Annotated in this window: 16 protein-coding genes; 11 read left to right on the top strand and 5 right to left on the bottom strand. The window is 65.8% G+C overall.

Annotation, left to right across the window (positions count from 1 at the left end):
- Window positions 1–98: 98 nt before the first annotated feature.
- On the bottom strand, window positions 99–1,223 hold the full coding sequence (locus tag ACZLHH_RS15245; RefSeq protein WP_180845297.1) for a pyridoxal phosphate-dependent aminotransferase: 1,125 nt from the start codon (window positions 1,221–1,223) through the stop codon (window positions 99–101).
- Between the two features lie 338 nt (window positions 1,224–1,561).
- Here ACZLHH_RS15245 and ligA point away from each other — a divergent pair, with 338 nt between their 5' ends.
- From ligA to ACZLHH_RS15210, 7 genes are all read left to right on the top strand, one after another.
- Window positions 1,562–4,033, top strand: a complete 2,472-nt coding sequence (gene ligA, locus ACZLHH_RS15240; protein WP_180845301.1) for an NAD-dependent DNA ligase LigA — start codon at window positions 1,562–1,564, stop codon at window positions 4,031–4,033.
- Between the two features lie 49 nt (window positions 4,034–4,082).
- On the top strand, window positions 4,083–4,568 hold the full coding sequence (locus tag ACZLHH_RS15235; protein WP_032127684.1) for a GNAT family N-acetyltransferase: 486 nt from the start codon (window positions 4,083–4,085) through the stop codon (window positions 4,566–4,568).
- Entirely contained in the window at window positions 4,565–5,521 is a 957-nt protein-coding gene (epmA, locus tag ACZLHH_RS15230; protein ID WP_180845296.1) for an EF-P lysine aminoacylase EpmA, read from the top strand. The genes ACZLHH_RS15235 and epmA overlap by 4 nt, the downstream gene beginning before the upstream one ends.
- Before the next feature lie 142 nt (window positions 5,522–5,663).
- Window positions 5,664–6,392, top strand: a complete 729-nt coding sequence (locus tag ACZLHH_RS15225) for a DUF3011 domain-containing protein (protein WP_032127686.1) — start codon at window positions 5,664–5,666, stop codon at window positions 6,390–6,392.
- A gap of 47 nt (window positions 6,393–6,439) precedes the next feature.
- On the top strand, window positions 6,440–7,504 hold the full coding sequence (gene mtnA, locus ACZLHH_RS15220) for an S-methyl-5-thioribose-1-phosphate isomerase (protein WP_180845295.1): 1,065 nt from the start codon (window positions 6,440–6,442) through the stop codon (window positions 7,502–7,504).
- 217 nt (window positions 7,505–7,721) lie between these two features.
- Window positions 7,722–10,436, top strand: coding sequence for a DNA gyrase subunit A (gene gyrA / locus ACZLHH_RS15215; protein ID WP_180845294.1), 2,715 nt, complete (start codon window positions 7,722–7,724; stop codon window positions 10,434–10,436).
- A 131-nt stretch (window positions 10,437–10,567) separates the two neighbouring features.
- Entirely contained in the window at window positions 10,568–13,096 is a 2,529-nt protein-coding gene (locus ACZLHH_RS15210; protein ID WP_180845293.1) for a membrane-bound PQQ-dependent dehydrogenase, glucose/quinate/shikimate family, read from the top strand.
- 43 nt (window positions 13,097–13,139) lie between these two features.
- Here the strand turns inward: ACZLHH_RS15210 and ACZLHH_RS15205 are convergent, their stop codons facing one another.
- A complete protein-coding gene (locus ACZLHH_RS15205; RefSeq protein WP_180845292.1) occupies window positions 13,140–14,129 on the bottom strand; it encodes a zinc-dependent alcohol dehydrogenase family protein in 990 nt (329 codons plus the stop codon).
- A gap of 119 nt (window positions 14,130–14,248) precedes the next feature.
- Between ACZLHH_RS15205 and ACZLHH_RS15200 the strand changes: the two genes are divergently transcribed.
- From ACZLHH_RS15200 to ACZLHH_RS15190, 3 genes are all read left to right on the top strand, one after another.
- Complete coding sequence (locus ACZLHH_RS15200; RefSeq protein WP_180845291.1) at window positions 14,249–15,154, top strand: LysR family transcriptional regulator; 906 nt, start codon at window positions 14,249–14,251, stop codon at window positions 15,152–15,154.
- A 219-nt stretch (window positions 15,155–15,373) separates the two neighbouring features.
- Window positions 15,374–16,804 (top strand): serine hydrolase domain-containing protein, encoded by a 1,431-nt coding sequence (locus ACZLHH_RS15195; protein ID WP_180845290.1) that lies wholly within the window; start codon window positions 15,374–15,376, stop codon window positions 16,802–16,804.
- 62 nt (window positions 16,805–16,866) lie between these two features.
- Window positions 16,867–17,091, top strand: coding sequence for a hypothetical protein (locus ACZLHH_RS15190; RefSeq protein ID WP_132810447.1), 225 nt, complete (start codon window positions 16,867–16,869; stop codon window positions 17,089–17,091).
- A gap of 12 nt (window positions 17,092–17,103) precedes the next feature.
- Here ACZLHH_RS15190 and ACZLHH_RS15185 read toward each other — a convergent pair whose 3' ends face one another.
- The 3 genes from ACZLHH_RS15185 to ACZLHH_RS15175 are packed head-to-tail and all read right to left on the bottom strand — an operon-like array spanning window position 17,104 to window position 18,951.
- On the bottom strand, window positions 17,104–17,496 hold the full coding sequence (locus ACZLHH_RS15185; protein WP_049400180.1) for a DUF3037 domain-containing protein: 393 nt from the start codon (window positions 17,494–17,496) through the stop codon (window positions 17,104–17,106).
- On the bottom strand, window positions 17,474–18,250 hold the full coding sequence (locus ACZLHH_RS15180) for a HipA family kinase (RefSeq protein ID WP_132810446.1): 777 nt from the start codon (window positions 18,248–18,250) through the stop codon (window positions 17,474–17,476). The genes ACZLHH_RS15185 and ACZLHH_RS15180 overlap by 23 nt, the downstream gene beginning before the upstream one ends.
- A 50-nt stretch (window positions 18,251–18,300) precedes the next feature.
- On the bottom strand, window positions 18,301–18,951 hold the full coding sequence (locus ACZLHH_RS15175) for a hypothetical protein (RefSeq protein WP_180845289.1): 651 nt from the start codon (window positions 18,949–18,951) through the stop codon (window positions 18,301–18,303).
- 342 nt (window positions 18,952–19,293) lie between these two features.
- Here ACZLHH_RS15175 and ACZLHH_RS15170 point away from each other — a divergent pair, with 342 nt between their 5' ends.
- Complete coding sequence (locus tag ACZLHH_RS15170; protein WP_164161270.1) at window positions 19,294–19,623, top strand: hypothetical protein; 330 nt, start codon at window positions 19,294–19,296, stop codon at window positions 19,621–19,623.
- Window positions 19,624–19,633: the final 10 nt, after the last annotated feature.

The following is a 19,633-nucleotide window of genomic DNA, read 5'->3' as shown; positions in this document are numbered from 1 at the left end:
ATGGTCGGCACACACCAACCTCAACGGTCGGCACCCACAACAGTAGATCCACGCCATGCGTGGATGGGGCGAACCAAGGTTCGCCCCCACCAACAGGGTCAGGCCGGTACGCCGGCCACCTTCGCGAACGCATGGCGGAACGCGGCCATCTCGTCCTCGGTGCCGACGGTCACGCGCACGCGCTGTGGCCAGATCGGCCAGCTGCGGCCGATGATCACGCCGTTGTCTGCCATCGCCTTGGCAAAGGCGGCACCGTCGCGCTGCACATCCACCACGAAGCAGTTCGCTTCCGACGGCACGCAGCTGAAACCACGCTTGCCCAGCCACGCGACGGTGGCCTGCCGCACCTTGGCATTCTGCAGGCGCCGCTGCGCGATCAACTGAGGATCCTGCAGGCTGGCCAGTGCCGCGGCCAGTGCTGGCACGGGTAGCGGGTTGTCGCCCAGGCTGGCCAGTTCGCGCAGGCGGTCGGGATGCGCGGCCGCTACGCCCAGGCGCAGGCCGGCCATGCCGTACAGCTTGGAGAACGTGCGCAGCACGATCAGGTCATCGCGCTGCGCCGCCTGCGCGATCAGGCTGGGCTGCTCGCTGTACTGCAGGTAGGCCTCGTCGACCAGTACGCGGGTGGACGCAGGCTTGTGGGCCAGCAGCCAGGCGAGCTCATCCGGCGGGCTGATCGAGCCGGTCGGGTTGTTCGGGTTGCACACATACAGCAGGCCGGTCGGGCGCGCGTGTGCGGCGGCGACCATCGCACGCAGGTCGTGTGCACCGTCCTCGCGCAGCGGCACTTTCTGCACGTGTGCACCGTGTGCGGCGGCGACCTCGCCCAGCGTCTCGAAGGTCGGGTCGGCCACTACCAGCCCCGCCTGCGGGCCGGTCCATAGCACGGCGGCGCGGTTCAGCGGCTCGCTGGAACCCGGATACAGCCGCACGTGATCAGCCGGGATGCGCGCCTGTTCGATGAAGGCATCGCGAACCTGTGCCGCCAGAGCGAAGCGGTAGCGGCCGCAGCTGGCGATGCTGTCGCGCGCCGCCTGCTGGGCGGCGGGCGAGGGGCCGTACGGGCATTCGTTGAAGTTCAGTAGTACGGCGCCTTCGGCAGGGGCTGGGGCGGCGGCTGTCGCGGGTTGGGCATGGCCGAGCTGCGGCAGCCCGGTGCCGGCGACGGCGAGGCCAGCACCGGCCAGTTGCAGGAAGCGTCGACGGGAAGCGGGCAGGGTCACGGGCGGGATTCCGAAGGGAAGACCGTCGCACGCTAGCGCCGGTGGGCGTGGGCGGCAAGCTGCTCTTCTGCGGAGTCGAACCATGTTCGACTGTAAATGTGCCAACCAAGGTTGGCACCTACCAGAGCTGGGGAGTGGTTGGCACCTACCAGAGCGGGAGGGTGGTTGGCACGTACCAGAGCTGGGGAGTGGTTGGCACGTACCAGGGTGGGGGAGTGGTTGGCACCTGCCAGAGCGAGGGAGCACCAGACGAGCAAGCTCGACGCTACAAAGGCGGGAGCGTTACAGGGCCTGACGGTCGGGCGCGGTAGAATCCCCGGCCATCCCAGAACCACCGGATCCCGATGAGCCCCAGCCCCGCCGAACGCGCCGAAGACCTTCGCCGGCAGATCGCCCAGGCCAACCGCGCCTACCATGAGCTGGACGCGCCGGAGATCCCCGACGTCGACTACGACCGGATGGTGCGCGAGCTGGAAGCGCTGGAGCGCGAGCATCCGGAGCTGGCCCGTGCCGACAGCCCGACCCAGCAGGTCGGTGCGCGCCCGTCCGGCCGCTTCCCGGAAGTGCGCCACGCTGTGCCGATGCTGTCGCTGTCCAATGCCTTCAGTGACGAGGAAGTGGCGGATTTCGTACGCCGCATCGACGAGCGCCTGGGCCGTCGCAGCCTGCGATTCTCGGCCGAGCCGAAGATGGACGGCCTGGCGATCAGCCTGCGCTACGAGGACGGTCATTTCGTACTCGGCGCGACCCGCGGCGATGGCAGTACCGGCGAGGACGTTACCGCCAACCTGCGCGAGATCGGTGATATTCCCAAGCGGCTGCACGGCAAGGACTGGCCGGATGTGCTGGAGGTGCGTGGCGAGGTCTACATGGCCCGCGCCGACTTCGAGTCCTACAACGAACGTGCGCGCCTGCAGGGCGGCAAGGTGCTGGCCAACCCGCGCAACGCGGCGGCCGGTTCGCTGCGCCAGCTCGACCCGAAGATCAGTGCGCAGCGCAGGCTGAGTTTCTTCGCCTACGGCACCGGCGAAGTGCAGGGCGGCGAGCTGCCGGACACCCATTCGGGCACACTGGCCCAGCTCGGTGCCTGGGGCTTCCCGGTCAGCGAGTTGTGCAAGGTGGTGGAAGGCACCGACGGCCTGCTCGGCTACTACCGCGATATCGGTGAGCGCCGCGATGGCCTGCCGTTCGATATCGATGGCGTGGTCTACAAGCTGGATGACCGCGCCGGCCAGCAGGCCATGGGCTTCGTTTCGCGTGCGCCGCGCTGGGCCATCGCGCACAAGTTCCCCGCGCAGGAACAGAGCACTAAGGTAGAGGCGATCGAGATCCAGATCGGCCGCACCGGTGCTGCCACACCGGTCGCGCGGCTGGCACCGGTGGCGGTGGCCGGCGTGATCGTGTCCAACGCCACGTTGCACAACGCCGACCAGATCGCACGCCTGGATGTGCGCGTGGGTGACAGCGTGATTGTGCGCCGCGCCGGTGATGTGATTCCGGAAGTGGTCAGCGTCATCCTTGATCGCCGCCCGCCGGGCACCACGCCGTGGCAGATGCCGACGCGCTGCCCGGTGTGCGGCTCGGAAATCGTGCGCGAGGAAGGTGCTGCCGCATGGCGCTGCTCGGGCGAACTGTCCTGCCCGGCGCAGCGCAAGGAAGCCATTGCCCATTTCGCTTCGCGCCGTGCCATGGACATCGACGGTCTCGGCGACAAGTACATCGAAACCCTGGTCGACGCGGGCATCGTCAAGAGCGTGGCCGACCTGTACCGGCTCAGCCGCGATACGCTGCTGCACCTGAAGCTGGTGCTGGACGCCGAGGAGCCGTCGGCGCTGGCAGCGGCGCTGAAGCTGCACCTTCCCGCCGAGGGCAGTGGTGCGGTGCTCAATGCGGTGCTCAAGCTGGACGGCAACGATCCGGGCTGGCGCGCGCAGGCGCTGGCGCAGCCGGCCAGCTTCGAATGGAACACGAAGAAGATCGCCACCAAGTGGGCCGACAACCTGATCGCGGCGATCGACGCCAGTCGTGCGGCCACGCTGGAGCGCCTGCTGTTCGCGCTCGGCATCGAGCATGTGGGCGAAAGTACCGCCAAGTCGCTGGCGCAGTGGTTCGGTGACCTGGAGCTGATCCGTCACCTGCCGTGGCCGCTGTTCAAGCGTGTGCCGGACATCGGTGGCGAAGTGGCGCGTTCGCTTGGCCACTTCTTCGAGCAGCAGGGCAACCAGCAGGCCATCGATGACCTGCTGCAGGTCGGCCAGGTGCGCATCAGCGACGTGCATGCGCCCAGTGCCAAGCTGCGCGAAGGGCTGGATCTGGCGCAGTTGCTGGTCGAGTCGGAGATCCCCGGCATCACCCGTCTGCGCGCCGAAAAGCTGGTGGCTGCGCTTCCCGGCGCACAGGCGGTGCTCGACGCCGAGCATGGCCAGTTCGTCAACGCCGGTCTGCCCGATGACACCGCGCGCGGTCTGGCCGAATGGCTGGACGCTGATGGCCACGGTGCGATGCTGTTGGCCGCCGAGAACGCGATGCGGGAGATCCTGGCCAAGGCGCCGGCGCTGGCCGAGATCGTGGCCGGCCCGCTGGATGGGCAGACCGTGGTGCTCACCGGCACCCTGGCCCAGCTCACCCGCGATGCCGCCAAGGAACGCCTGGAAGCGCTGGGTGCCAAGGTCTCCGGCAGCGTGTCGAAGAAGACCAGCTTCGTGGTGGCCGGTACCGAGGCCGGCTCCAAGCTGGACAAGGCGCAGTCGCTGGGCGTGCCGGTATGGGACGAAGACCGCCTGCTGGCCTACCTCGCCGAACACGAATGATGACCCCGCCGGGTGCCTGGCGCCCGGCATGAAACACAAAGGAACACCGATGCAGACCGCTCCGCTGGATTTCCGCCTGGCCACCCGTGCCGACGAAGAACTGTTGATCGCGTTGATGCGCGAGTTCTATGCCGAAGACAAGATCGACTTCGACGACGCGCGCGTGCGTCGCGGCGTGGACGCGCTGCTGGCCGATCCGCGCAATGGCGAGGTGCTGCTGTGGCTGGACGAGGCCGCCGAGGTGGTGGGCTACGCAGTGATCGCGATGGGTTTCAGCCTGGAGCAGGGCGGCCACTTCATGCTGCTGGACGAGCTGTACCTGAGCCACCGCGCGCGCGGCCGCGGCCGCGGCAAGCAGGCGCTGGCCATCTGCGAACAGCGCGCTCGCGGGCGTGGCGTCAGCCGCCTGCGGCTGGAAGTGAACCACCACAACGAACTGGCCCGGCGCCTGTACCTGGCCAGTGGCTACATCGATGACACCCGCGATCTGCTGACCCTGCCGCTGGATCATCCGCGCCCGGAGGGCATCCTGTGAGCGAGGCCCTGCTGCGCGCGCTGCAGCAGCGTGCCGCGCTCAACGCGCTGGTGCGCCGCTTCTTCGCCGATCGAGATGTGCTGGAGGTGGAGACGCCGATCCTGTCGGTGGCCGGCAACACCGAGCCCAACATCGACAGCTTCCATACCGATTTCACCGGCCATGTCGATGCCGGTGGCCGCCGCCGCTGGCTGCGCACCTCGCCGGAGTATCCGCTCAAGCGCCTGCTGGCGGCGGGCGTGGGTGACTGTTACGAACTGGGCCGGGTGTTCCGCAACGGCGAGGCGGGCGGCCGCCACAATCCGGAATTCACCATGCTGGAGTGGTACCGGGTCGGTTGGGACCACCATCGCTTGGTGCAGGAAACCGCCGAGCTGGTTGGCCAGGCGCTGGCCCTGGTCGGGCGCAGTGCGACGCTGCGTGTGCTCAGTTACCGCGAGCTGTTCCAGCAGTACGTGGGTGTGGATCCGTTCGATGCCGATGAGGCCGCGTTGCGTGGCGCGCTGGGCGAGGTACATATCGACCCGGTCGGGCTGACCCGCGATGACTGGTTGGATCTGCTGATGACCCATCATATCCAGCCGCATTTCGATGACGCGGTGATGACCGTGGTCCATGATTGGCCTGCCAGCCAGGCCGCACTGGCGCGCATTCGAGCCGGCACGCCGCCGCTGGCCGAGCGTTTCGAGCTTTATCTGGGGGCCGTGGAACTGGCCAACGGCTATCACGAACTGAATGACGCGCACGAACAGCGTGCGCGATTCCAGCGTGACCTGCAGCGCCGCCATGAGCGGGGCCAGGTGCAACCGTCCGTGGATGAGGCGCTGCTGTCGGCGTTGCCGTCGATGCCTACCTGCGCTGGCGTGGCGGTGGGTGTCGATCGATTGTTGATGGCGATGAGCCGCACGCCGCGTATCGCCGATGTGCTGGCCTACGACTTCGCCCACGCGTGAGCGCGGTGCGCACGTTCCTGAACATCGAAGACTGAACGGAATTCCGCGTTTCCACGCTTGCTTCGGTAAGCAGGATGATGCTCTTATCACGGCAGATGCCGGACACTGGCACGCAGTTCATCCATTCCTGCTGGGGAAGGCTTTGGTCAAGTGGTTTGCGGTTGTCGCTGCACCGGTGTACTCCATCGCGCTCTGGGGTGCCTGGCTGCCGTCATCGGCGTCGGCCCAGCAGGCGGGCTATGACGGCGAAGTGGTGACCTGCGAATCGCGCGACATGGGCTGGGTGCATTGCGATATCGACGTCAGCAATGGCATCGACCTTGTGCGCCAGTTGTCCAGCAACAGTTGCATCCGTGGCAGCGAATGGGGCACCGACCGCAGTGGCGTGTGGGTCACCCTTGGCTGCCGCGCAGAGTTCCGTGCGCGTCGTGCGGAAGGTGCAGCGCCTGCGGCAACGGAAGGCAAGCGCCTGGTCCGCCGTGTGGTGCGCTGCGAATCCAATGGCCGCCCGCAGAGTTGCCCGGTGCGCCTGGACGGGGCGCCGGTGCGCCTGCTGCGCCAGCTGTCGGTGCTGCCGTGCCGCGAAGGGCAGGGCTGGGGCTACAAGCGCAATGAAGTCTGGACCAGCCGTGGTTGCCAGGGCGATTTCGAAGTGGCTGACGAGGACGGCCGTTTTGTCGACGTGCCACGCCGCCTGACCTGCGAGTCGAAGTCGAAGAAGCGCCGCTTCTGTGGGGCGAGCATTTCGGTCGGCGCGGTCGTTACCGAGCAGTTGTCCAGCACACCGTGCGAGGAAGGCAACACCTGGGGCTGGAACCGCAACGGGATCTGGGTGGACGGCGGCTGCCGCGCCGAATTCTCGGTGAATTGAGCCCGGGCAGGCTCCAACCACGCGGGGCGTGGCCCTACAATGGGCCCATGAACACTGCCTCCGACATCGACTACGCCCGTTATGACCACATCCGCCCGATCCTCTGGACCGGAGATGCCCTGCAACTGCTGGACCAGCGCAAGCTGCCGTTCGTGGTCGAGCACGTGGTCTGCCATGACAGTGACGACGTTGCCAGCGCCATCCACGCGCTGACCGTGCGTGGCGCGCCGGCGATCGGCATTGCCGCAGCCTGGGGTGTGGTGCTGGCGGCGCGGGACGTGCAGGCCGCTGATGGCGCGCATGCGCTTCAGCAGTTGGAGCCGGCGCTGCAGCGCCTGAACGCATCGCGCCCGACCGCCGTCAATCTGGCCTGGGCGCTGGCGCGCATGCGTCGCTGCCTGAACATCGCCGGCGCCGACTGGAAGGCCCTGCTGGAAGCCGAAGCGCAGGCCATTGCCGAAGAAGACCTGGCCGCCAACCGCCACATGGGCGCGCTGGGCGCGGGCCTGATCGAGGCCGGCAGCGGCGTGCTGACCCACTGCAACACCGGCTCGCTGGCCACCGCCGGCTTCGGCACGGCACTGGGCGTGATCCGTGCCGGCATGGCCCAGCACCGCATCGCCCGCGTGTTCGCCGGCGAGACCCGTCCGTGGCTGCAGGGCGCACGCCTGACCGTGTGGGAACTGCAGCAGGATGGCATCGACGCCACCCTGATCGCCGATTCGGCAGCCTCGCACCTGATGAAGACCGGCGCCGTGCAGTGGGTGATCGTCGGCGCCGACCGCATCTGTGCCAACGGCGATACCGCCAACAAGATCGGCACCTATCAGCTGGCCATCGCCGCGCGCCACCACGGGGTCAAGTTCATGGTGGTGGCGCCGTCCTCGACCGTGGACATGGAGACCGTGGATGGCAGCCAGATCGAGATCGAGCAGCGCGACCCGGGCGAGCTGTACGGCGTGGGCGGTACCCGCACCGTGGCCGAAGGCATCGCCGCCTGGAACCCGGTGTTCGACGTCACCCCGGGCGAGCTGATCGATGCCATCGTGACCGAGCGCGGCGTGATCCTGAACCCGACCCCGGAGAACATGCGCGCCGCCTTCGGCGGCTGACGCGCGGGGGAGGGGCCGCGTGACCTCCGCCCCCGGTGGTGCCGGCCGCGGGTCGGCAACCCCCTAAGTTCCTGATTTGTGCAGGTAAAATACCCGTAAAGGGAGGCGGAAAACGGCCTGTTGTGGTAATATCCGCAGGTTGAATCGAGGTTCCGGCACGACCCCCTCCCGCAGGGGGCTGCGCCGGACTGGACCGCTACCAGACAACGGAACCCGAATGGCAGAAACCGCCAAGGAAATCATCCAGGTCAACCTGGAAGACGAGATGCGCAAGAGCTACCTCGATTACGCCATGAGCGTGATCGTGGGCCGCGCGCTCCCGGATGCGCGCGACGGCCTCAAGCCGGTGCATCGCCGCGTGCTGTTCGCGATGAATGAACTCAACGCGCACAGCAACAAGCCCTACTTCAAGTCGGCGCGTATCGTCGGTGACGTCATCGGTAAGTACCACCCGCATGGCGATCAGTCGGTGTACGACACGCTGGTGCGCCTGGCACAACCGTTCTCGCTGCGTTACATGCTGGTTGATGGCCAGGGTAACTTCGGCTCCATCGATGGCGACTCCGCCGCGGCAATGCGATACACCGAAGCGCGCATGTCGCGCCTGGCGCATGAGCTGATGGCGGACATCGACAAGGAAACCGTCGATTTCCAGCCCAACTACGACGAAAAGGAACTGGAGCCGACGGTCATGCCGACCCGGTTCCCGAACCTGCTGGTCAACGGTTCGGCCGGTATCGCGGTGGGCATGGCGACCAACATCCCGCCGCACAACCTGAGCGAATCGATCAACGCCTGCATCGCGCTGATCGACAACCCGGAAATCGACGTCGACGGCCTGATGGAGTACATCCCGGGCCCGGATTTCCCGACCGCCGGCATCATCAACGGCACCGCCGGCATCGTCGCCGGCTACCGCACCGGCCGTGGCCGCGTGCGCATCCGTGCCAAGGCCGATATCGAAGTGGCCGACAACGGCCGCGAATCGATCATCGTCACCGAAATTCCTTACCAGGTGAACAAGGCGCGTCTGATCGAGAAGATCGCCGAGCTGGTCAAGGAAAAGAAGATCGAAGGCATCAGCGAGCTGCGCGATGAGTCCGACAAGGACGGTATGCGCATCTACATCGAGATCAAGCGCGGTGAATCTGCCGAGGTTGTGCTGAACAACCTGTACCAGCAGACGCAGATGGAATCGGTGTTCGGCATCAACATGGTGGCGCTGGTCGATGGCCGCCCGCAGTTGATGAACCTCAAGCAGATGCTGGAGGCGTTCGTCCGCCACCGTCGCGAAGTGGTCACCCGCCGTACCGTGTTCGAGCTGCGCAAGGCGCGCGCCCGTGCCCACGTGCTGGAAGGCCTGACCGTCGCGCTGGCCAACATCGACGAGATGATCGAACTGATCAAGACCTCGCCGAACCCGAACGAAGCACGCGAGCGCATGCTGGCCCGCGTGTGGGAGCCGGGCCTGGTCGGTGCGATGCTGGGTGCCGCCGGCGCCGAAGCCTCGCGCCCGGAAGACCTGCCCAAGGGCGTGGGCCTGATCGAGGGCGGCTACCAGCTGACCGAGATCCAGGCCACCCAGATCCTGGAAATGCGCCTGCACCGCCTGACCGGGCTGGAGCAGGACCGCCTGACCGACGAGTACAAGCAGCTGCTGGAAGTGATCGCCGGGCTGATCCACATCCTGGAAGATCCCGACCGTCTGCTGCAGGTGATCCGCGAGGAGCTGGTCAACGTCAAGGCCGAGTTCGGCGACGAGCGTCGTACCGAAATCCGCCACAGCGAAGAAGACCTGGACGTCCTCGACCTGATCGCGCCGGAAGACGTGGTGGTCACCGTGTCGCATGCCGGTTACGTGAAGCGGCAGCCGGTGAGCGTGTACCGCGCACAGCGCCGTGGCGGCCGCGGCCGCAGTGCGGCAGCGACCAAGGAAGAGGATTTCATCGAACAGCTGTGGCTGGTCAACACGCACGATACGCTGCTGACCTTCACCAGCTCGGGCAAGGTGTTCTGGCTGCCGGTCTACCAGCTGCCCGAAGCCGGTTCCAACGCCCGCGGCCGTCCGATCATCAACTGGATCCCGCTGGAGCCGGGCGAACGCGTGCAGGCCGTGCTGCCGGTGCGTGAGTACGCCGACGGCCAGTTCGTGTTCTTCGCCACGAAGAACGGTACGGTCAAGAAGACCCCGCTGAGCGAGTTCGCCTTCCGCCTGGCGCGCGGCAAGATCGCGATCAACCTCGACGAGGGCGATGCCCTGGTCGGCGTCGGCCTGACCGATGGCGAGCGCGACATCCTGCTGTTCGCCTCCAACGGCAAGACCGTGCGCTTCGGTGAAGACAAGGTCCGCTCGATGGGCCGGACCGCCACCGGCGTGCGCGGCATCAAGATGCCGGCCGGCGAGGAAGTGGTCAGCCTGATCGTGGCCGAAAGTGCCGGTGGCATCGAGGACGAGAACGAGGACGACAACGGTGTCGAGGAAACCGCAGCCAATGGCGATGCGGTGATCGACGGCGCCGATGACGCCAGCGTGCAGTACATCCTCACCGCCACCGAGAACGGCTACGGCAAGCGCACCCCGCTGCCCGACTACCCGCGCAAGGGCCGTGGCACGCAGGGCGTGATCGGCATCCAGACCACCGAGCGCAACGGCAAGCTGGTCGCCGCGGTGCTGATGGGCTCCAGCGACGAAGTGCTGCTGATCTCCGATGGTGGCACCCTGGTGCGTACGCGTGGCTCGGAAATCAGCCGCGTCGGCCGCAACACCCAGGGCGTGACCCTGATCCGCCTGTCCAAGGACGAGAAGCTGCAGGCGGTGGAGCGCATGGATGCCTCGATCGACGAAGACGAGGACGAGGTGGCCGTCGCCGCACCGGCCGCGACCGACGGCGCACCGGCTGCTGCCAGCAGCGAGGACGCCGCGCAGGAGTGATCCTGCCACGAGCCTGAGGTACCCGACGACGCCGGCCCTGTGCCGGCGTCGTCGTATCCGGATGCCGCACATACGCGCGCGCTTCACGCAGGCGGTGGGATAACGGCGCATGCTGCCCCCGGAGATCGACGATGTCCGCCACGCCGCAGTCTGCTCCTGCCCCTGTTCGCGCCTCCCGGCATCCCCTTGTCACCGTGCTGTCGCTGCTGCTGGTCGTGCTCGGCCTGGTCATCGGCGGGCTCGGTGCGTGGCTGCTCAGCCTTGGCGGCTCGGCGTACTACGCCATCGCCGGGCTCGGCCTGCTGGCCAGCGGCATCCTGTTGTTCGGCAACCGCCGCAGCGGTGCATTGCTGTACGCGCTGGTGTTCATCGGCACGCTGCTGTGGACCTGGTGGGAGTCAGGCAGCGACTACTGGCGCTGGGTGCCCCGGCTGGGCCTGGTGACCGCACTCGGCATCGTGCTGGCCTTGCTGGCGCCCACCCTGCACGAGCCGGTCTCCAAACGCCTGTCGCGCAGCGCGGCGGGTGTGCTGATGCTGGTGTTCGTGGCCGCCTTCGGTCTGGCCTTTGCGCCGCATGGTGAAGTGGATGGGCATCAGCCGTTCCCGGAAGGCGCGGTCAGCGCCGGACTGGAACCTACGCGTGATACCACGGGCCTGCAGCCGGCTGACCAGCCCGCCGAGGGCGACTGGCCGGCGTGGGGCCGCAGCAATGCCGCCACCCGCTATTCGCCGCTGCAGCAGATCACCCCGGCCAATGTGGCCTCGTTGCAGCCAGCCTGGCAGTTCCGTACCGGCGATATGCCCAAGAAGCGCTGGGGCGCGGAAACCACGCCGCTGAAGATCGGCGATCGCCTTTACCTGTGCACCGCGCGCAACCGCCTGATCGCACTCGATGCCGCCAGCGGCAAGGAACTGTGGCGGTTCGATCCCAAGGTGAAGGACGCCTCGATTCCGTACACCGCCGCCTGCCGTGGGGTGAGCTACTACGAGCAGCCCAGCACGCCGACCCTTGCCGACGCGGCATTGGCCGATGTCGCTGCCGATCTGGCCCTGCCGGAGCCGCCGCCCAGTGTCACCCGCAGTGCTGCACCGGGCAGTCGACCGGCGTGCTGGGCGCGCATCATTGAAGGCACGCTGGACGGTCGCATCATCGCGGTGGACGCGGACAGCGGCCATCCCTGCGCCAACTTCGGCAACAACGGCCAGGTCGACATCACCCTGGGCATGGGCGAGGTGCCACCGGGTTACGTGTCGATCACCTCGCCACCGGCCATCGTGCGTGGCGTGATCGTGACCGGTCACCAGGTGCTGGACGGGCAGCGCCGCGATGCGCCGTCGGGCGTGATCCAGGCCTACGATGCCATTACCGGCAAGCTGCGCTGGGCGTGGGACATGGACCAGCCCGAGCGCAGCGGTCTGCCGCCGCGCGAGCAGACCTATACGCGCGGCACGCCCAACATGTGGACCACCGCCACCGGTGATGAGGCGCTGGGCCTGGTCTACCTGCCGCTGGGCAATTCCGCGGGTGACTACTGGAGCGGCTCACGCACGGAAACCCAGAACCGCTATGCGACGTCACTGGTGGCGATCGACGTGGCCACCGGCAAGCCGGTCTGGCATTTCCAGGCGGTGCGCAAGGACGTGTGGGATTACGACCTGGGTTCGCAGGCCAGCCTGATCGATTACCCGACCGCTGCCGGCAAAGTGCCGGCGATCCTGTTGCCGACCAAGCAGGGCGACATCTACATCCTCGACCGCCGCAACGGCCAGTTGCTGAGTGCTGCCGAGGAGCGCAAGGTGCCCATCGGTGGTGTTGAACCCGAGCAGCGCTCGCCCACGCAACTGTTCTCGCTGTATCACACGTTGCGCCGCGAGCATGAGCTGACCGAACGTGACATGTGGGGCATCACCCCGATCGACCAGCTGGTCTGCCGCATCCAGTTCCGCAAGGCCTACTACGAAGGGTTCTACACGCCGCCGAGCAGCGAGCGCCATTCCATCGAGTACCCCGGCTACAACGGCGGCTCGGACTGGGGCAGTGTGTCCATCGATACGCGCCGCGGCGTGATCGTGGCCAACTACAACGACATGCCGAACTACAACCGGCTGGTGCCACGCGCGGAGGCCGACCGGTTGGGCTGGCTGCCGCGCGAAAAGATCCGGTTCGACAAGGGCGGAGCAGAGGGCGCGGGTGACCCGCAGGTGGGCACGCCCTACGCCATCCAGGTCAATGCCGGTTGGCGCCTGCCGTTCACCGGTTTGCTGTGCAAGCAGCCGCCCTATGGCGGCATCCGTGCCATCGACCTGCGCACCGGCAAGCTGCTGTGGGACCGTCCATTCGGCAGTGCGCGCGGCAACGGACCCTTCGGCATCCGCTCCGGCCTGCCGATCGAGATCGGCACACCGAACAATGGCGGTTCGGTGGTGACCGCCAGCGGCCTGATCTTCATCGCCGCCGCCACCGATGATCTGCTGCGCGCCATCGACCTGAAGACCGGCAAGGAGTTGTGGCATGCCAAGCTGCCCGCGGGAGGTCAGGCCAACCCGATGGTGTACGAGCAGGGCGGGCGCCAGTACGTGGTGATCATGGCCGGCGGCCACCATTTCATGGAAACCCCGAACGGCGATTACGTGATGGCGTTTGCGTTGCCCAGGTAACCGCAACGGGGGCGGTGATCCACCCCCATTACATGACGCTGGATTACACCGTCACCACCACCTTGCCGATCTGCTCGTTCGATTCCAGGTAACGGTGTGCGTCCTGGATCTGCGCGAACGGGAACACCCTGGCGATCTTCGGTGCCAGCGTGCCCTTGTCCAGGCCATCCACGATGAATGCCTTCGCGCGGGCCAGCGCGGCATCGTCGGAAACGATCTCCGAGTACAGGTAGCCTTTCAACGTCAGCGACTTGCCCAGCACGTTGAACAACGGGAACGGCGTGGGTTCGCTGCTCAGCGCGCCGTATTCCAGCAGGATGCCGCCACGCGCCATCGCTTCGGTCAGCGGCACGAACTGCGGGCCACCGATCGGATCGAACACCACGCGGGCACCTGCGCCGCCGGTGATGCGCGCCACTTCGGCCACCAGATCCTGCTCCTGGGTGGCGATGACGTGGGCGGCGCCTGCATCGAGCAGGGCCTGGCGCTTGCCCGGGCCACGGGTCACAGCGATCGGCGTGGCGCCGACTGCATTGGCGATCTGGATGGCGGCCAGGCCGACGCTGCTGCTGGCGGCGGTGATGATGACGAAGTCCCCGGCGGCCAGACGTGCCTGTTCCAACAGCGCGCCCCAGGCGGTGACGTACTGCATCCACACCGCGGCGGCCGTTTCAAAGTCCAGTGCCTGCGGATGCTTGACCACCAGTCGTGCCGGCACGTTGGCCAGTTCGCCGTAGGTGCCCCAGCGCGCGATATCCAGTGGCGGAACCACGCTGACCGCATCGCCCGCAGTGAATCCGCTCACTGCACTGCCGACGGCTTCAACCACGCCGGCCGCTTCGTAGCCCAGGCGGCTGGGGAACTGCGCTTCCTGCAGGTAGGCGCCGTTACGGAACATCACCTCGGCGCGGTTCAGGCCGATCGCCTTCACCCGGATCTGGACTTCGTCAGGGGCGGGGGCGGGAACGTCGATATCGTCGATGCGCAGTACATCGGCAGTGCCATATTCGTGGATGCGGACAACCTGGCTCATGGGGGGCTCCGAGGAAGGGCCGGCGAGGGCGCCGGCGAAAGGGTGAGCGCTACTGTGCGCGTAGTCTGCATCCAGAATAAGGGGTAATCTGGCGTTTCATTGAAAAACAATTGTTTGCAATGGACCTGATCGTTGCCCTGCGGACCTTCGCCAAGGTGGCCGAGGTCGGCTCCTTCGCCGCCGCTGCCGAGGCACTGGACCTGTCGCCGCAGCTGGTCGGCAAGCACATCCAGGCGCTGGAGCAGCATCTGGGTGTGCGCCTGCTCAACCGCACCACGCGCAAGCAGAGCCTGACCGACTTCGGCCAGGCCTACCTGGCGCGGGCGCGGGTGATCCTGGAGGAAGTGGAGGGGGCCGAGCAGCTGGCCGAAGTGGCGCGCGGGCGGCCGATGGGGCGCCTGCGCATCAGTGCGCCGGTCACCTTCGGCGTGCACGCGCTGGGCCCCGCGGTGGTGGCCTACTTGCAGCAGTACCCGGACGTGCAGGTCGATCTGAACCTGTCCAACAATCTGGTGGACATCGTTGAAGACGGCTACGACCTGGTGTTCCGCACTGGCGATCTGGCCGACAGTGGGCTGGTGGCGCGGCGGTTGGGGCCGTATCCGCTGGTCCTGTGTGCCTCGCCGGACTATCTGGCTTCGCGCCCGGCCATTGCCCATCCCAATGACCTGAGCCGCCACGAGTGCCTGGGCTTCGCGCATTCGATCATCCGCACCCGCTGGAGCTTTCGCGATACCGATGGCGGCGTGCTGACCGTGCCGGTGTCCAGCCGCTTCATGGTCAACCAGGCCGAGCCGCTGCTGACCGCCGCCATCGGAGGGCTGGGGCTGATCCTGCAACCGCACGAAATGCTGGCCGGAGCATTGGCGCGTGGTGAGCTGGTGGAAGTGCTGCCGGACTACGTACCGGTGTCGACCTGGATCAACCTGGTGTATCCGCGCGATCGCCAGCTGACGCCCAAGCTGCGCAGCTTCCTGGACTTCTGCGTGGCGAGATTCAGCGAACAGACGATGGCAAGGCGATAGCGGGGCCATCGGGTAGCAGGGTTTCCATCAACTGCGAAGGATCTCGCACTCACGTTGCATCCGGGGCTGTGCGCATTCCACCACGCACGCGGAGTGGATGGCAGCGCATCGAAGCATTCAGCGTCACTGTTGAGGTGTTGCAGCAGAGTCCCTGGTGTCGATGCGGCGGCCGCATCCTTGGTCTAGGATGCGTCCAGGAATCCCCGCAAAGGAACTGCCATGAGGGTTGTTGGACGCCTGTTTCTCTGCAATGCACTGGCCTGTTCGGTTCTACTGGTTACCCCGGTTTTTCCAACAATCGGCGCTACATCTTCCGAGCGCGCACATCCACGTGCGCAGGACGCCATCGATGACTGGCTGGCGGCCTTCAACGCTGGCAGCCTCGAGCAACTGCAGGCGTTCGCCGATACCTACGCGAAGAAGGAAGGCAGCAGCCCCAAGGACTATCTCGAGTTCCGCGAGAGCACCGGCCCGCTGAGTGTGCTGGAAACACGCCAGAGCGCGCCCGGTCACGCGAAGGTGCTGGTGATGGGCCAGCTGAACGAGCGCGCGATGTGGGTGACGGCCAGCATTGACCCGGACAATCCGGCGCACCTGAAGCAGTTCCAGATCGAAGGCACTGAAACGCCGGACAAGTTCAAGCCGGAGAGGGTTGCTTTGCCTGCCCTGATGGCCGATGCCACAGCAAGGCTGGAGGCGCTGCGGGCCCAGGACGCGCTGTCGGGTGCGTTGCAGGTGGCACGGAACGGCAAGGTGCTGCTGGACTGGCGCGGTGGCAATGCCGATCGCACCGCTGGCATTCCAGTGGGCGTGGATACGCAGTTCCGCCTTGCGTCCTCCAACAAGATGTTCACCGCAGTGGCCATACTGCAGCGGGTGCAGGAGGGCAAACTCAGTCTCGATGACACGATCGGCAAGCACCTGCCGGACTATCCGAACAAGGCCGTTGCCAACAGCGTGACGGTTCGTCAGCTGCTGACCCATACCAGTGGCCTGGGTGATTTCTTCGGCGAAGATTTCGAGCAGTATTCCGCGTCGCTGAAGACGCTGGATGACTATGTGCAGCGCTTTGCCAAGGATGCACCGCAGTTCACGCCCGGCAGCCAGGACAGCTACTCGAACTATGGCTTCATCGTGCTAGGGCGGATCATCGAGGCCGTCTCCGGGCAGTCGTACTACGCCTATGTGGAGCAACACATCCTGCGCCCGGCAGGCATGACCGGCACCGGCTTCGAACCGGAAACAGTGACGGTGCCACAGCGTGCGGTCGCCTATACGAAGCAGGATGGGCAATGGGTGCGTGAAACGAAGTCGCTGCCCTGGCGCGGCATGTCAGCCGGTGGTGGCTACAGCACGGTGAGCGACATGGTGAAGTTCGCCGAGGCGCTGCGCAGCGGAAAGCTGGTCTCACCTGCATTGCTGCAGCAGGCCACCACGGCGCAGAACCACAAGGGCTGGTACGGGTTCGGCTTCGTGGTGCAGGGCGAGGGCAGGGAGCATCAGTACGGCCACGAAGGCGGTGCGCCCGGATCGAACAGTGCCATCGTGGTGCTACCCGCGCAGGGCTATGTGATCGTTGGGCTGGCCAATGTCGACCCGGATGCGATCGGCAATGTGGTCAACTACATCGCGCGAAGAGTGCCGCTGTAGTCCCGAGCGACTATGCCACAGCGATGTTGACGCTGGGGCAGGTGGCGGACCAGAATCGGGCCATGAGCCGACTCCTTCCCGTGGTGTGTCTGGTCGCCAGCATGGTGCTGCTGCTGCGTGGGGTGCACGTGATACTCAAGGGTGCTCCGGCCATGGCCAGCGAAGGTGCCAGTGCTGCGTATGCACAAGGCTACCTGCATGGACAAGCGGCAGCCGGGTGGGTGTTGATTGCCGCTGCAGCAGCCTGTGCGCTCATTGCCTGGCACAGGGCGCGCGCCAGGAAGTGAGAGACGGGCGCGTCAGCGCGGCACCCGCACCATCTTCGTCATCAAGTGTTCCACCACACCCGCCGGATCGGCCGTGCGGCCCACATGCGTGCTCGACATCTGCACGACCGAACTACGCTTGGCGGTGAGGAAATGGAAGCGCGCGCGCGCCGGCAGCTGCGCGATCGGCCCGGCGCTGGCATCGCCGCGGCAGATCGCCACGATCGCATCCAGCCATGGCTGCAGCGCCTCCTGGTCCAGCGCTGGCGCGAAGGCGTGCAGGCGTGCCGGATCGATCTCGATGGCCGCTTCCAGATGACGCGCACCGGGACAGGAGACGATCACCCCGACGTTGATGAATTCCTCGCGCTCCACCCGCGGTACCACGCGGATGACCGCATAGTCATACGTGTGCAGCGTGGGCACGGATGGCCTCCTGCACGAACACCGCACGCACTTTCAGGCGCTGCTTGAGATAGTCGATATAGCCTTGGCGATAGGCCTGTGGGCTGTCGAACGCCGGCTCATTCACCAGCCAGCTGTCCGGCACCAGGCCGACGATGCGCTCGATCTCGGCATCGGTCAGGCGCGCGGCCAGCTCGGCATCCACCTCGGCGATGTGGCTGGCGAACGACAGCAGCACATGGTCGCGGATCAGCACGAATGGCTTTTCGCAGGCATCGCCGGCGTTGGCCCAGTCGTGATGGAAATACATGGCCGCACCGTGGTCGATCAGGTACAGCTTTCGATGCCACACCATCAGGTTGGGGTTGCGCGTGGTGCGATCGACATTGCTGGTGAACGCATCGAACCAGACGATGCGCGATGCCAGGTCGGCATCCACCGGCATCGCCGCCGGGTCGTAGTTGATCGCACCGGGGAGGTAGTCCAGGCCCAGGTTCAAACCTTCACTGGCGCGTATCAGTTCCTGGATCTCCGGGTCGGGCTCGGTGCGGGCGAACTCGCGGTCCAGCTCCACGAACAGGATCTCCGGAATCGGCAGGCCCAGCGTGCGCGCCATTTCGCCAGCGATCAGCTCGGCGATCAGCGCCTTCGGGCCCTGGCCGGCGCCACGGAACTTCAGCACGGCCATGCCGTCGTCGTCAGTCTCGACTACGGCCGGCAGGGAGCCACCTTCCCGCAAGGGGGTGATGTAGCGGAGGGCATGTACGGTGCGCATGCACGCATTCTAGCGTGATCGCAATCTGTATGAGAGATAGGCCCCTGCACTTACTTCAGTGAGTAGAAGTGCTTGAGTTCACCTGAGAGAGCTTCTATGTCGTTGATCAGGATTGCGACGGGTCTGGTCTTGTTCGAATAGTACTTCGTGATTGGAAGTAGTTCGTTGCGTGGACCGACCGGGTGCAAAGCAATTAATTCCTGCATCGAGATCACCAGGTGACGGAGATCCCTGGTGGACGACTCAACGATGCTGCCCTCTACTCGTGCTGTGCTCAGGAATGAGAAGTAGCTGTCGCTTGGTCCTGATGCTCGGTCCTTCTTCCCCGCCTCCGATACCATATGTCTAATTCTTAGAGAAGTTGCTCCTACGCTATCGAATGTCTTGCCGACCTCGGTTTCAAGAAGGGTATGAATTCGCGCATCCATGTCTCGGATGACCAGAAGAATCTCCGCACTCTTTTTCTCAATCGATGCGTCTCTCAGCTGCTGATTCTGCATTCCGATCGACCAAAGGACGCCTAGAAAGGCGACGAACGCGAATAGCGGATTGAGGATGCCCCCAAAGTAATCTCCGAAGGAGCCCCAGATAGAAGGGTCAGGGGATACAGAACCGGGAAAATGTAACCTGTAGGTCAGCGCGACCAAGGCGATTGAGGCAAGGGCCACAATTCCGATGGCGCCTAGATAAGTCCATTTCATGGATTAGCTCTCGTCAGATCAGGTTCTAGCCTACGGTGCGATTTGCTGTTGATGGAAGTCCAGCGACAAGCGGGCGACGCCTGTCTTTGAATTCCGATCCTTCACTCCGTCGTGCTATGGGTGATGGCAGCATCCAACTGCAATTCTGCTGGTTCTTGGCTACGGCCACTGGGTTCAGGCCTTGGTTGCCCATTCACCGCAGTCAGTCGCGCTTCCGCTCCGCGTTACGTTAGCCATCGATCACATTCATGCATTTGAGAGGCACAAGCGTTTGCCGTCTCGCATTGTTGAGCCGGGGCCCGTCTGGCCTTCGATGCCCTTGCAGGCTTTCGAGGTGAACCTATGAGCGACGAATTCAATCCCATGCTCCCTCCCCTAGACGATGCCAAGGTCGAGGAAATGATCGGAAAACTGGTGCTGGTCGGGGTGACCCGCTACGGCGGCGACGGCCAGGTGCAGGGACTGGAACAGTACGCGGGAACGGTGCTGCGCATCAGTGCCGATGAAGGCGTGGTGCTGGCCGACGAGAATGATGGCCACGAGCGTTACCTGCCGCCGATGCTCGACCAGTACCTGCCGGCCCAGCCGGGAGAGTACCGGATGAGCAACAGCGGCATGATCGTGGTCGACCCGGACTATCTCACCGCCTGGGACCTGCACGCCCAGCAGTAGTGCCAGGCCA

It is taken from the genome of Stenotrophomonas sp. 28608_Sma (assembly GCF_056486185.1).
Note: the sequence above shows the minus strand (reverse complement) of the source record. Positions and strands in the feature narration are given on the sequence as shown.

Bases quoted from the DNA above. Each gene is read 5' to 3' on its own strand.
- ACZLHH_RS15195 (WP_180845290.1), top strand. From the start codon at position 15,374: ATGAGGGTTGTTGGACGCCTGTTTCTCTGCAATGCACTGGCCTGTTCG.
- ACZLHH_RS15175 (WP_180845289.1), bottom strand. From the start codon at position 18,951: ATGAAATGGACTTATCTAGGCGCCATCGGAATTGTGGCCCTTGCCTCA.
- mtnA (WP_180845295.1), top strand. From the start codon at position 6,440: ATGAACACTGCCTCCGACATCGACTACGCCCGTTATGACCACATCCGC.
- ACZLHH_RS15205 (WP_180845292.1), bottom strand. From the start codon at position 14,129: ATGAGCCAGGTTGTCCGCATCCACGAATATGGCACTGCCGATGTACTG.
- ACZLHH_RS15180 (WP_132810446.1), bottom strand. From the start codon at position 18,250: ATGCGCACCGTACATGCCCTCCGCTACATCACCCCCTTGCGGGAAGGT.
- ACZLHH_RS15210 (WP_180845293.1), top strand. From the start codon at position 10,568: ATGTCCGCCACGCCGCAGTCTGCTCCTGCCCCTGTTCGCGCCTCCCGG.
- ACZLHH_RS15190 (WP_132810447.1), top strand. From the start codon at position 16,867: ATGAGCCGACTCCTTCCCGTGGTGTGTCTGGTCGCCAGCATGGTGCTG.
- ACZLHH_RS15170 (WP_164161270.1), top strand. From the start codon at position 19,294: ATGAGCGACGAATTCAATCCCATGCTCCCTCCCCTAGACGATGCCAAG.
- ACZLHH_RS15200 (WP_180845291.1), top strand. From the start codon at position 14,249: ATGGACCTGATCGTTGCCCTGCGGACCTTCGCCAAGGTGGCCGAGGTC.
- gyrA (WP_180845294.1), top strand. From the start codon at position 7,722: ATGGCAGAAACCGCCAAGGAAATCATCCAGGTCAACCTGGAAGACGAG.
- ACZLHH_RS15235 (WP_032127684.1), top strand. From the start codon at position 4,083: ATGCAGACCGCTCCGCTGGATTTCCGCCTGGCCACCCGTGCCGACGAA.